General features: G+C 36.0%; 11 protein-coding genes. 1 reads left to right on the top strand and 10 read right to left on the bottom strand.

Annotated elements, in window-relative coordinates:
• Positions 1–90: 90 nt before the first annotated feature.
• The 5 genes from clpB to pyrE form a co-directional block, all read right to left on the bottom strand.
• Positions 91–2,688 (bottom strand): ATP-dependent chaperone ClpB, encoded by a 2,598-nt coding sequence (clpB, locus tag R2Q77_RS06370; protein WP_316802882.1) that lies wholly within the window; start codon positions 2,686–2,688, stop codon positions 91–93.
• A 107-nt stretch (positions 2,689–2,795) separates the two neighbouring features.
• Positions 2,796–3,530, bottom strand: a complete 735-nt coding sequence (locus R2Q77_RS06375; RefSeq protein WP_316802883.1) for a hypothetical protein — start codon at positions 3,528–3,530, stop codon at positions 2,796–2,798.
• Between the two features lie 335 nt (positions 3,531–3,865).
• On the bottom strand, positions 3,866–6,484 hold the full coding sequence (locus R2Q77_RS06380) for an alpha-L-rhamnosidase (protein ID WP_316802884.1): 2,619 nt from the start codon (positions 6,482–6,484) through the stop codon (positions 3,866–3,868).
• A 226-nt stretch (positions 6,485–6,710) separates the two neighbouring features.
• Positions 6,711–7,109, bottom strand: coding sequence for an SRPBCC family protein (locus tag R2Q77_RS06385; protein WP_316802885.1), 399 nt, complete (start codon positions 7,107–7,109; stop codon positions 6,711–6,713).
• 31 nt (positions 7,110–7,140) lie between these two features.
• On the bottom strand, positions 7,141–7,800 hold the full coding sequence (gene pyrE, locus R2Q77_RS06390; RefSeq protein WP_316802886.1) for an orotate phosphoribosyltransferase: 660 nt from the start codon (positions 7,798–7,800) through the stop codon (positions 7,141–7,143).
• Here pyrE and R2Q77_RS06395 point away from each other — a divergent pair.
• Positions 7,799–8,413, top strand: a complete 615-nt coding sequence (locus R2Q77_RS06395; protein ID WP_316802887.1) for an NUDIX hydrolase — start codon at positions 7,799–7,801, stop codon at positions 8,411–8,413. The two genes, pyrE and R2Q77_RS06395, sit on opposite strands and share 2 nt — an antisense overlap.
• A 138-nt stretch (positions 8,414–8,551) precedes the next feature.
• Here R2Q77_RS06395 and R2Q77_RS06400 read toward each other — a convergent pair whose 3' ends face one another.
• From R2Q77_RS06400 to R2Q77_RS06420, 5 genes are all read right to left on the bottom strand, one after another.
• Entirely contained in the window at positions 8,552–9,157 is a 606-nt protein-coding gene (locus tag R2Q77_RS06400) for a hypothetical protein (protein ID WP_316802888.1), read from the bottom strand.
• Complete coding sequence (locus R2Q77_RS06405) at positions 9,147–9,653, bottom strand: sigma-70 family RNA polymerase sigma factor (protein WP_316802889.1); 507 nt, start codon at positions 9,651–9,653, stop codon at positions 9,147–9,149. Before R2Q77_RS06405 ends, R2Q77_RS06400 begins: the two co-directional genes overlap by 11 nt.
• Before the next feature lie 326 nt (positions 9,654–9,979).
• Positions 9,980–10,441: a pantetheine-phosphate adenylyltransferase gene (gene coaD / locus R2Q77_RS06410; protein WP_316802890.1), complete on the bottom strand. Its 462-nt coding sequence runs from the start codon at positions 10,439–10,441 to the stop codon at positions 9,980–9,982.
• 111 nt (positions 10,442–10,552) lie between these two features.
• Positions 10,553–11,089 (bottom strand): 16S rRNA (guanine(966)-N(2))-methyltransferase RsmD, encoded by a 537-nt coding sequence (gene rsmD / locus R2Q77_RS06415; protein WP_316802891.1) that lies wholly within the window; start codon positions 11,087–11,089, stop codon positions 10,553–10,555.
• Positions 11,080–11,886, bottom strand: a complete 807-nt coding sequence (locus tag R2Q77_RS06420; protein ID WP_316802892.1) for a DUF3822 family protein — start codon at positions 11,884–11,886, stop codon at positions 11,080–11,082. Before R2Q77_RS06420 ends, rsmD begins: the two co-directional genes overlap by 10 nt.
• Positions 11,887–12,048: the final 162 nt, after the last annotated feature.

The following is a 12,048-nucleotide window of genomic DNA, read 5'->3' on the forward strand; positions in this document are numbered from 1 at the left end:
CACAAATGCATGCATTTACGGCCCTTCTTAAATTGATGATAAATGGCTAATCTTCTTGTCCGGAAACAGGTGATTAGCCATTTATAAATTTTACGCTTCCTGATTGAGGAATACAAAATTATGATCGAACATATCTAACTTGATCTTGCTGTCTTTGTCAATTTTGCCAGCCAGTATTTCCTTCGATAATTCGTTTAATATTCTTTTCTGAATTACACGTTTTAATGGGCGGGCACCAAACTGTGGATCGTAACCCAACTGGGCAAGCCAATCTAAAGCTTCCGGAGATGCTTCCATTTCTATACCCATCTCTGCTAAAGTATCTTGTACCTGTTTAAACTGTAAACTCACAATATTCCTGATCTCGTTGCGGTTTAATGGTGTAAACATAATTAATTCATCTATACGGTTTAAAAACTCCGGACGAATGGTTTGTTTCAGCACCTCAAAAAGCTCATTTTTGGTTTTGGCAATTACTTCATCACGATTGTCATCATCCAGGTTTTTAAAATTATCCTGGATCAAATGTGCGCCAATATTTGATGTCATGATGATGATGGTATTTTTAAAATTTACGGTTCTACCTTTATTATCTGTTAAACGACCATCATCCAAAACCTGCAATAAAATGTTAAAAACATCAGGATGTGCTTTTTCAATTTCATCCAGCAATACCACCGAGTAGGGCTTACGTCTAACGGCTTCGGTCAACTGTCCGCCTTCATCATAACCAACATAACCGGGAGGCGCTCCAATTAAGCGCGAAACTGCATGGCGTTCCTGGTATTCACTCATGTCAATGCGGGTTAAAGCATTTTCATCGTTAAATAAAAATTCGGCCAGTGCTTTTGCCAGCTCCGTTTTACCTACACCTGTTGTGCCCAAAAAGATAAAAGAGCCAATTGGTTTGCGTTTATCCTGTAAACCTGCACGTGAGCGGCGAATGGCGTCAGAAATCGCTTCAATAGCTTCATCCTGTCCGGCAACCCTTTTATGTAATTCGGTTTCCAGGTTTAGCAATTTTTCTCTTTCTCCTGCAATTAATTTTGTAACCGGAATGCCGGTCCAACGCCCAACTACACCTGCAATATCATCGGCAGTTACTTCTTCTTTAAGCATCCTGCTATCGCTCTGCTGACTTTCTAAATCAGCTTTTAGTTTTTCTACAGTATCCTGTGCTTCTTTAATTTTTCCATAGCGGATTTCGGCAACCTTACCATAATCTCCGGCACGTTCTGCTTGTTCTGCTTCAAGTTTATAATGCTCAATTTGTTCTAATTGATTATTTACCGCATCAACTAAATCTTTTTCACCTTGCCACTTCGCTTTTAACTGATCGCGTTCTGCTGATAAATTGGCAATATCTTCTGATAGCTCCTTAATTTTACGATCATCTTTTTCCCGCTTAATGGCTTCGCGCTCGATTTCAAGGCGCATAATTTCGCGATCTAACGCATCTACATTTTCGGGAACACTATCCATTTCCATCCGTAATTTAGAAGCGGCCTCGTCCATTAAATCAATTGCTTTATCAGGCAAAAACCGATCGGAAATATAGCGTTGGCTCATTTCTACCGCGGCAATAATGGCTTCATCTTTAATTCTTACTTTATGGTGTGTTTCGTAGCGCTCTTTTAAGCCGCGTAAAATAGAAATGGCATCCTGTGTATCAGGTTCTTCAACCATTACCTTTTGGAAACGGCGCTCCAACGCTTTATCTTTCTCTAAATATTTTTGATATTCATCCAAGGTAGTTGCACCAATTGCCCTTAATTCGCCACGGGCCAAAGCAGGTTTTAAAATGTTTGCGGCATCCATAGCACCTTCGCCACCACCTGCACCAACTAAAGTGTGAATTTCATCGATGAAAAGAATAATATCGCCATCGCTTTGTGTTACCTCTTTAACCACAGCTTTTAAGCGTTCTTCAAATTCTCCTTTATATTTTGCACCTGCAATTAAAGCACCCATATCTAAAGAGTACACCGTTTTACTTTTCAAATTTTCGGGCACATCACCTTTAATAATTCTGAAAGCAATGCCCTCGGCAATGGCCGTTTTACCTACACCTGGTTCTCCAATTAAAATGGGGTTATTCTTGGTTCTACGAGATAAGATCTGGATTACACGGCGGATTTCTTCATCGCGCCCAATAACAGGGTCAAGTTTTCCGCTTTCCGCATACTCATTTAGGTTTCTGGCATATTTGCCTAAAGCCTGGTAAGTAGCTTCGGCATTTTGATCTGTTACCCGATTATCACCCCGTAATTCTACTATGGCTTTTTTAAGGTCTTTTTCGGTAACGCCCTGCTCTTTTAATAATTTTGAGGTATTGTCGTTAACCGCTAAAATGCCTAATAACAGGTGTTCAACCGAAACAAATTCATCTTTAAATTCCTTTAAAAAAGATTGTGCTTTTTGTAAAACGGTATTGGTATTTGATGACAGATAAACATTGCTTCCACTTACTTTTGGAAGTTTGGCAATCTCCTGGTCTAAATTTTGATTTAATACATTCAGGTTTACATTTAATTTCTTTAGTACATAAGAAACCACATTCTCATCAACAGTAAGCAAACCTTTTAACAGATGTACCGTTTCAATAGCCTGTTGCTGGTTGCCTTGGGCTATTTCGGAAGCCTGTTGAACAGCTTCCTGGGCTTTGATTGTAAAATTGTTGAAGTTCATATTCCTTTTAAGTCAAAACAAATGCCACGGCAAATTGCTTTAAGTAATTCGGAAATTTCGTCAGGTGTGTTTTAATTTAGATGTCTAAACGTCTGTTTTTTAGTCAGTTATGCTGAAATTTTGTCTGCTTTATTTAAATAAATATATGAGCCAAGCCATGCAGCTATTACAGATTCTACAATTAAAAAGGAAGCCGTGGTTAATATATAGGTAATGCTAAACCACTCGAGGTTGGAGAATTGAATAAATAAGCTGGCTAAATTCCATAACTGAGCAATTACGCTGATCGTAAAAACTAAAAGGAAACTTTCGGCAAGCATACTTTTTAAAACCGGTAATGGAGTTGTTGTTTTGAAATAGCGAAAAATTACAAGGCTAAAAAAAGTGCTATATATTAACATGCTAATGCCCGACAATATATAAGAGGTGATTTGTCTGTTTTGAGGTTTATCTAAACCGAAGAATTCACCGGAATAGGCCGCTGATATTCCAAAAGACATGAATACGCTTAAAATTTGAACTAAACAAAATGATTTTAGCAGGTAGAAAACCCTGAATGTCTGGATGTCTTTTGCCTGGTTGCAACGGTACTGGAGTAAAAGAAATAAAACAGCGTAAATAGGGACGGAGAGTGCCTGACTCTCTGATATACCCATTGGAAAAATACCTAAAGAGGACGAATTGAAAGATAAAATGGTATTTGCAATAGCAAGAATGAGTATACAAGCCCAGGCGATAACTTCTAAAGTGAGTTTTTTAGCTTTAAAATTTATAATGGCTAAAACCAATCCTAAAATAAAAATAAAAAAGGGGATGGCAAAGAGTATAAGATAAATTTCCATGATTAGCGAATTAGATTAGATCAAAATACAGTAAGTTGCTCGTTTAACTGCGATTTATAATGTATTATATTAATTACAATTGGTACATACTTAAAATGGTTTTTAGTTTAACGTGCTGTTTAACAGTGTTTTGTGATTTATTTTTCAGGTGGTTAATGTTAAATTTTGTAAAAGAACAAAACAGACGTTAAACCATAGTCATTCTCAAACGTTCTAAACCGTATGAAAATATTGGAAAACTTTGTATATGGAATTTTAGCTGTATTTAGTTTGGTTGTACTTTTTATTGTTGATTTTTTTAACAGCGAAAAAGATAAAAATTAAGGTCTTTCTATTTAATTCTTAATCCAGTTAAAAATATAATGCCCTGAAGGTAATTCCTGCTTAAGGCTCGTAACTGCCTTTCCATCCAAATAAACCTTTAAGTTTTTCTCTGCAGGCAGAATAACTGTTGCTGTAGAATTTGCAGGAATAGTAACGCTATAGTTTATGGCAGATTCGTTCCTTTTCCATGCAGACGTAATTTCTCCGTAGGGCCCTGTATGCTTCGCTTCATAAAAAGATAAATCTTTAATAAAATGAGGTTCGAGGATAACATTTTTAAAACCAGGTTTGTTCTCATCCGGTTTAATGCCTGCTATGCCTTTATATAACCAGGCTCCAATTTCTCCAAACATAATGTGGTTCATTGAAATATCTGATTTTGCATCTATTGGCCAATTCTCGTATAAAGTGGTGGCTCCGTTTTCCATCCACCAGCCCCAGCTTGGATAGGTTTTTTGAGCAGCAACTTTATAAGCTACCTCTGCATATCCGTTTTCGCTCAAGGCATTTAGGATGGCTTTTGTTCCCAATAATCCAACATCAAGATGAAATCCATCTGTTTCTACACGTTTGGCTAAATTGGCAGCCACTTTAGCTTTATATGCTTCAGGTACAATGCCCCAAAAAAGAGGTACACTTAATTCAGTTTGTACACCTTTATTATAAATTCCGGTTTCTTTGTTCAGGTATTTTGAATTGAAGGCGTCTTTAATTTTTCCAACTAAAGCGGTGTACTTTTCAAAATCCTGATTCTTACCCAAAATTTTTGCTGCTTTGGCTAATATTAAAGCATCTGCATAGTAATAGCAGGTAGAGGTGAGTTCAACAGGTGTTGTTGATTTAACAGGCACCCAATCGCCCAAACCCCAGCTTGTTAATCCGGCTGGATAGGTTTCATCAATGTGGTTCACGTATTTTTTGATGTTTTCGTAGCAGTCTGCTAATAATTTTTTATCCCCGTAAAAAAGGTACACATTCCACGGAATAATGGCAATTGTACTGGTCCAGTCAGGCCCATTTCCCCATTCATAACCCCAGCCATCTGTAGGGATAATTGATGGTAAAACACCATTAGGCTGCTGCTCATCGCGATGATCTGCAAGCCATTTTTCATAAACTGTGATTCCATCAAATCCATACAAGCCTGTTTCTATCGCAATCTGTGCATCACCAGTCCAACCATTTTTTTCCCTTTGCGGGCAATCTGTTGGATAACCAAATAAGTTTGATAAATAAGAATTATTGGTTGCCTCATAGATCTTATTTAAAATATTGTCTGATGATTTCATGCTTCCAGCTACCGGAACATCGCTGTGCATAAAATAACCAACCAAACTTGCTTGAGTTAATTCAATAGGTGCAGAGCTGATGACTTCGACATACTGAAAACCTTTGTAATTAAAATGAGGCATAAAAGTTTCCTGGTCTTTTCCACTGAGCGTTAAAATATCGGTTTGAAAAGGGTCTAAATTATCTGTAGGACGATAATGCACATCAATATTTGATAAATCGACATGTCCGTTTGGATAAAGACGTTCTGCATGTTTTAGTTTTAGTACAGTTCCGGCCGGTCCTTTAAGCGTAATTTTACTTACGCCAGAAATATTTCGGCCAAGATCAAAAAGGTAAGTGGTATCATTAAATTTCCGAATACTTTTACTTGCAACTTCTTCAACATTGCGGATAGGGTGTAATGCTTGGGCCACGATATTTTTAGATGGAGCAGACCGAAACATTACCTCTTTCCATTTAGAATCATCAAAATTAGCGGTGTTCCAGCCTTCTTTTTGTAATCGGGCATCGTAATGTTCGGCGGTGTAAATGCTGTTAAATACAATAGGACTTAGGGCTGTTTTCCAATCTTTGCCTGATTTTATGATTTCAACAGTTCCATCGTCGTATGTAATTCTTAAATCAAGGCAAAAAGCAGGTCGGTTGCGCCAGGGTGCCCGATCGAAATACCATACTGCAGTAGATTGATGATTGTACCACCCATTTCCCAAGAGTACACCAATGGCATTTTTACCTGAAATTATGGCCTGGGTTACATCATAAGTTACGTATAAAGTTCGCCTGTCAAAGCGGGTATACATGGGGTCGAGGCGGTGATTACCAATTTTATTACCATTGATTGATAGTTCATATAAACCAGCAGCAGCTATATAGGCCCTTGCCGATTTTATTTTTCTCGAAATAGCAAAGGAACGACGGAAATAGGGGGCAGGTTTTAATTTTATATTTTCGCTATCCGAAATCCACGCACCTTGCCAGTTTTCGGCATTCATCATCCCGGTTTCAAAACTGGAAATTGTAATTTTATCGTTTTTCTTTTGCTTGTTATTGGTAACATCAAGTTTCCAGAAATATTTGGTAAAAGGTTTTAGTAACTGACCCGAATAAAAGGCAAGGTTAGCATCCGATTTGATCCAGCCTGTATTCCATAGTTGACCAATATTGTTACTTAAAGCAATTGAATCTGTACTCACTAAAATACGGTAGTTTAATTGTTTTGCACCTTGATCAGCATTAGCCATTCTCCAGGTAAAGCGAGGATTTGGGCTATCTAAACCAATTGGATTTTCGAGATATTCTGTCTTTAAGCCCGTTAAAATTGGAACTGACTGTGCCATTAAGGGTAAAACCGGCAAGCTGCAGAGTAAAACGGCGGAAATTTTTAAGGATTTAAATAGCATGGCTGGATAGGGTTGTACCAACTAAGATATTAAAATTAAATGCTTTGCAGAAGCGCGATTAATTTTTTGCGAATAAAAAAACACTTCCCGTATTTGGCGAAGTGTTTATATATTATTTAAAGCAGAGCAACCTTAATCATTGCATCTGATTTTTTAGATGTGACTATCCTAAAATTTCTTTTAGCTTTTGAGTTTGGTGATCGGCCAGTTTTTGTAAAGGACCTGATGCAAGCATCTTCATCATCATATTTAAATCGGCAGAAATGATGTGTTTGGCCGTTGTAGTACCATTTCCATTATCGGTAACTGTCCATTTAAGTTCTACATCAAAAGGCGCTTTTTCAGTAGGGATTGCTGTTAATTCCTGATTTTCGACCCTGTTAGAAATTTTTATAGCAAGTTTTGCCATATTCTGTATTGTAAAACGGGCTTCATCTTCAGTAGATGACCAGTTATAAATATTTTCAGGCATCAGTTGCTCATGATTGTTCATGTTTGCTAAGAAAGCATAAACTTGATCAACAGGCAGATTAACCTCTGTTGCGCTCTCAATAATTGTCATTATCTATTTATATTTAGTTCGTATTCTATAATTAAGAATTTTGAGTTTCGTTTTGTCCCCATTCTGAAGGGCTTAAACGCCATTTACCCAGCATTTCCATTTCGCTTTTGGCAATGATGCTGTGTTCTGCAGCATAATCAATTAATGCGCCATAATTTGAAAGGGTTTGATAACGACATTTTGCTGCGGTGAAGTTTTCGTCAGCCTGTGCAAAGCCGTAAGTAAAAATTGCAGCTAAACCAGCGACAGAAAGCCCTGCATTTCTTAAGGCTTCAACAGCTTGCAAACTGCTTTTTCCTGTCGAAATTAAGTCTTCAATAACCACTACACGTTGGCCCTCTACCACTTCACCTTCAATAAGGCTGCCAGTACCATGTTCTTTGGCTTTTGATCTTACATAGATAAAAGGTAAGCCCAGTTCTTGCGCAACTAACACGCCTTGAGGAATACCTGCTGTAGCTACGCCAGCAATTACATCAACGGCTCCAAATTCTTCCTGGATAAGTTGAGCAAGTTTTTGACGGATGAATGTTCTAACCTGTGGATGGGATAGGGTAATTCGGTTATCGCAATAAATTGGCGATTTCCAACCAGACGCCCAGGTAAAAGGATTATTAGGTTGTAATTTAATTGCCTTTATTTGTAATAAAAATTCCGCTACCTTTAATTCAATATCACTTTTATTATACATGGCCCAAAATTACAGAATATTTATTAACGATAACACTTTGTTTATCTCAGATGTTTTACCTGATGTAACAGAAAAGATTCAACAACTTGAAATACAGGATTTTGATTTAGAAATATTTTACAAAAAACTGAAAAATGGTAGTAAAAGGAACTACATTTTCTTATCGAAAAAGCCGCAGGAAACCTTTAGGAAACTTAAAAAGGATTGTGTGATGATTAAAGCGGCGGGTGGCCTTGTGGAAAGTTCAAATGGTAATTTTCTGTTTATTTTCAGAAATAAACGCTGGGATTTGCCAAAAGGAAAGCTTGAGGATGGAGAAAATATGAAAGAAACTGCCGTTCGTGAAGTTGAAGAGGAATGTGGAATAAAAGTTTTAAAACGCGAAGAAAAATTATGCAAAACTTACCACGTATATCCTTTTAACGGGAAAATGGCCCTTAAAAAAACCAACTGGTACAAAATGAAGGTAAAAGGCGAACCTAAATTAATTCCTCAAAAAGAAGAAGGGATAGATAAAGCGGTTTGGTTACATGGCAAAGAAATAGGACCTGTACTAAAAAATACTTACCCTTCTATTATGGATGTGTTGAGGGCAGGCAAACTAATTAGTTAAATTGCGGCTTTTATAAGGAGCTAAGAAAGATTTTAAAATCTTTTTTATCAATTCTGTTTATTAAGCCTGTTGAAATGCTAAAGCAATCCTTCAACAGGCTTAACTTTTAAATCCCTTTTTATTTAAAGCTTTAAGGTTTTACTCATTGTCGAGTTTATCGATAATTTTTTTAAGCACTTTAACGTATTTTCCATAGTAAAATTTAGCCCACAATTCCGTTATCACACCCACAATTAAAATGGTGAAAAAACAGTTCAAAATAATGTATATCATTGAAACCTTATCCAATACCTGTTGTAAAATACTACCCTTAACCATTAATAAATAAACGGTAACAAAAGAAAGCGCAATAAAACCAAGGATATAAGTAAGTGCTTTGTAAAGTTCAATATTCAGTTTCATTTCATAGTAAAACCATAAAAGATTTTTCCTGGTATCCAGGCTTAAATCGTAAGAATGTTTGTAGAAGGTGTAAAATTTGAAGAAATAATATGCTGTAAAACCACACATCACAGCATAAAAGACAAAAAATACAGGTCTTATTTCAAGCGGAAAATTAAATATTGCAGGTGTAAATGCAATGAAAAGCATGGAGGCCAGTTGAACAAAAAATTCGCATTTCATTTGTCTCCTTATTTTATCTATAGGCGTATGGGCTTCTTTCATATCCAGCATATCCTGCGAGATCCCAGCTTCTTCTGCTTCCGGTTTATTCCAGTCATTTTTTATTTGATCAAAATTCATAACCATTCTTTTTTATAATGAATTGTAATTTTTCTTTAGTTCGGTTTAATTTAACTCTTGCATTTACTTCTGTAATACCAAGGTTTTGGGCAATTTCTTTATGAGATTGACTTTCTAAAAAGAGAAATATCAATGCTTTCTCGATTGCGTTTAACTCCTGTACAGCTTTGTACAGGTAGGCGAGCTTTTCTTCTTTATCGTAGCTGTAATTTACATCTGCGATATCTATATTTTCGGTAAGTGGTGTTTTATCTACTTTTCTGGTTTCCTTTTTTAAAAATAAAAGTGCTGTATTTAATGCAACGCGGTACATCCATGTGGTAAATTTGCTGTTGCCTTTAAAACCTGGGTAAGCTTTCCATAACTGCATTACAATTTCCTGGAATAAATCCCTGCGGTCTTCCTCATCATCCATATACATTTTAGAAACCTTATGTATAATGGCTTTATTATCATTAACCAGCTTTAGAAATACCTGCTCTATTGTTTGCTGCATGTTTTTATAGGCGTTTGAACAGTTTATTTTAAATCATGCACCCAGGTAATGGCATATGCATTCTCTTTAGCAAATACACTACATCTCCGGTAATTAGTAAGCGTGTTGTTAGCCATGCGTGTTCTTGGTTAGGCTGTGTAAAAACAGAGGAGCTTATAAATACGCAAAGGGTAATTAATGATGTAAATAATTTCGATCGTGGTAATGTCAGGGTTTTCATATCAAATAATTTGATTTACCCCATTAGTAATGGATTTGACAATCCGTTACATTAAAAAGCGATATTTTTTTATTTAAATTTAAGTTATTGACGGATAGTGGTTTGGCTACAGGAAAGCCAGGGCTTCTTGTGGCACAAACGGACTTACATCGCCATGGTTTCTTAATATATCACGAACGATGGTAGAGCTGATGGCTGAATATTCGGGTTTGCTTAATAGTAAAATGGTTTCTACTTCAGGCATCATGGTTTGGTTTATTTGGGCAATGGCTCTTTCATATTCAAAATCGGCTGCCGAGCGGATACCACGAACCATATATTTTGCATTAATTTTACGGCAAAAATCAACGGTTAAACCTTCGTATGTTTGAACTTCAATATTGCTGTACCCTTTAAAAACAGTATTTAAAATTTGTTCACGCTGTTCTGCACTTAAAAAATTCTGCTTAGAGCTGTTTAATCCAATCCCAACCACAATTTTATCAAAAAGCGGTGTAGCACGTTGTAAAATGTTTACGTGAGCAATCGTTATCGGATCAAATGAACCTGGGAATAGCGCTATTTTCATAATTCAAATATAGATGTTTAAGCGGAAAGTGTTAACTTTTATGGCGATGTTAAAGCAGTAAGGCGGAAAAAGTTAAAAAGATTTGATATTCAAAACGGTTAAACCATCAAACTAAGTAAACTCAAAAAAACTGAAAGATGAGTTTCCATATTTGCGGGTTTCGGTATATCCGGGTTGGTTATCGAGTTTCATATTGCTTTGGTGTTCTACCACAAGCAAGCCGCCGGGCTTTAAAAGCTGTTGTTCTTTTACCAGGGTCGGAATTTGAGGTATGTTAGGCAGGTTATAAGGTGGATCGGCGAAAATTAAATGATAACTGCCTGTAAGCTGTTTTAGCAATTTGAAAACATCACCTTTTCTAACTTCAACCTGCTCAAATTCATATTGTTTAGCTGTATTTTTAATCCAGTTTACGCAACCAAAATTTAAATCAATAGCCAAAATACTTTCCGCATTGCGGGAAGCAAATTCGAAAGTAAGATTGCCCGTGCCGCTAAATAAATCCAAAACATTGCAACTTTCGAAATCGAACTTATTATTCAAAATGTTAAACAGGGCCTCTTTGGCCATATCAGTAGTTGGCCTAACCGGTAAATTTGCAGGGGGCTGCAAACGAATACCTTTTAATTTACCTCCAATTATTCGCATAAATTTAAAGCAAGCAGGCCACTGAAATAATGCTTAGGCATATCGGCCAGTAATTCACTGTTTTTGTTTCCGGTTGGAAAAAAGAAATAGAGTTGATTAAAATATTTCAATAAACAATTATAAAGATCATCATCTTCATTTATGATGCCTGCCAAATAAACAGATACTGTATCGTTTAAATTTAATTGTTCAATAATGAGCAATAAAAAATAGTTAAATTCTTCTGTTGTTTCTGATTGATAATGATTTTGAAAACTTATTTTTTTATCCTTAACATATAAAACGTTAAAGGAAGATGCTGTGAAATCAATCAGCAAAGCTTCATCAGTTAAATGGCCAGATAAAGCCAATAATGGCTCTGATTGTGCAAAAAGGGCAGCTTCGCTGGGTAAGGAATTTTCAAACTTTTCATCAAGTGAGAAAAAAGTATTAAAACCTAAATTTTTATTATGGCGGGTATAAACTTTACCATCTAAACCTAAATATTTGGAATAAACCGCTAAATTATCAGCATCAAACCATTCATCAGGTACAAAAATGAAATTTGAAGTATGTACTGCAACTTTTATGGCGCCATAATTAAGAGCAAGATAACGGTCGTTTTCAAAAGCTAATTTTAAGTCCTGTTCAATATTTGTACAAGCCTGTTTATCAAAAACTAAATTAATCTGTTCATCGTTTTTGTTTACTACAGCATAAGAAAAACTATCATTTGTTATCTTTAATAATAAATGGCAATTCACTGATGCATCAGCTTTAAAATTCGGATCGACTAATAAAAGACTGTTGTTACTCATTAAAACAAAAGTAAAATTTTTTAAGGATTAACCGCAATGGATTTACGATTTTAGAGAGGAGATAGGATATTTGAGGGATTAAGTATCGGATATCAGGAGATAAGGTTAGGATATTTCCTTTTGACTGAATGGTCTTTCAGTTCTTTTTTACCTAAATCAAAC

Source organism: Pedobacter nototheniae, from assembly GCF_032678625.1.
Taxonomy (GTDB): Bacteria; Bacteroidota; Bacteroidia; order Sphingobacteriales; family Sphingobacteriaceae; genus Pedobacter; species Pedobacter nototheniae_A.

Coding starts and splice junctions, on each gene's coding strand:
- R2Q77_RS06395 (WP_316802887.1), top strand. CDS start 7,799: ATGGCCCAAAATTACAGAATATTTATTAACGATAACACTTTGTTTATC.
- coaD (WP_316802890.1), bottom strand. CDS start 10,441: ATGAAAATAGCGCTATTCCCAGGTTCATTTGATCCGATAACGATTGCT.
- R2Q77_RS06420 (WP_316802892.1), bottom strand. CDS start 11,886: ATGAGTAACAACAGTCTTTTATTAGTCGATCCGAATTTTAAAGCTGAT.
- rsmD (WP_316802891.1), bottom strand. CDS start 11,089: ATGCGAATAATTGGAGGTAAATTAAAAGGTATTCGTTTGCAGCCCCCT.
- R2Q77_RS06405 (WP_316802889.1), bottom strand. CDS start 9,653: ATGCAGCAAACAATAGAGCAGGTATTTCTAAAGCTGGTTAATGATAAT.
- R2Q77_RS06385 (WP_316802885.1), bottom strand. CDS start 7,109: ATGACAATTATTGAGAGCGCAACAGAGGTTAATCTGCCTGTTGATCAA.
- R2Q77_RS06375 (WP_316802883.1), bottom strand. CDS start 3,530: ATGGAAATTTATCTTATACTCTTTGCCATCCCCTTTTTTATTTTTATT.
- R2Q77_RS06400 (WP_316802888.1), bottom strand. CDS start 9,157: ATGAATTTTGATCAAATAAAAAATGACTGGAATAAACCGGAAGCAGAA.
- pyrE (WP_316802886.1), bottom strand. CDS start 7,800: ATGTATAATAAAAGTGATATTGAATTAAAGGTAGCGGAATTTTTATTA.
- clpB (WP_316802882.1), bottom strand. CDS start 2,688: ATGAACTTCAACAATTTTACAATCAAAGCCCAGGAAGCTGTTCAACAG.
- R2Q77_RS06380 (WP_316802884.1), bottom strand. CDS start 6,484: ATGGCACAGTCAGTTCCAATTTTAACGGGCTTAAAGACAGAATATCTC.